We start from the raw sequence: 287 nt of genomic DNA, 5'->3' as shown, positions 1-287 counted from the left end.
CACCACCACTTAAATAATCATTTCCGTTTCCTCCGTACAGCTCATCATCGCCTTTACCGCCAAAAAGATTATCGATACCATCGCCGCCATAAAGCTTATCATTGCCCGGCCCTCCGGCAATTACATCATTTGAATCCCAGCCTCTGAGTACATCATCTCCTGCTGTGCCGCCTATAGCAAAAGACATGGCTGCAATATCATCAACACTTAATACTTTATCTTCAAAGACAAAGTTAAATGCACAATTGTCGGTATAGCTTAGATCGAAAAAATTTTGTATGGTTACA

1 protein-coding gene is annotated in these 287 nt (G+C 41.5%); it reads right to left on the bottom strand.

Translation table 11 applies throughout. The annotated features are described in order from the left end of the window. Positions 1-287: calcium-binding protein (locus tag H3V04_RS09175; protein WP_373564730.1), on the bottom strand; the 287-nt coding region annotated here is incomplete at both ends.

This window comes from Bifidobacterium sp. M0353, from assembly GCF_016100645.1.
Classification (GTDB): domain Bacteria; phylum Actinomycetota; class Actinomycetes; order Actinomycetales; family Bifidobacteriaceae; genus Bombiscardovia; species Bombiscardovia choladohabitans.
The sequence above is the reverse complement of the archived record's forward strand: the minus strand, read 5'-3'. Positions and strand labels throughout refer to the sequence as shown.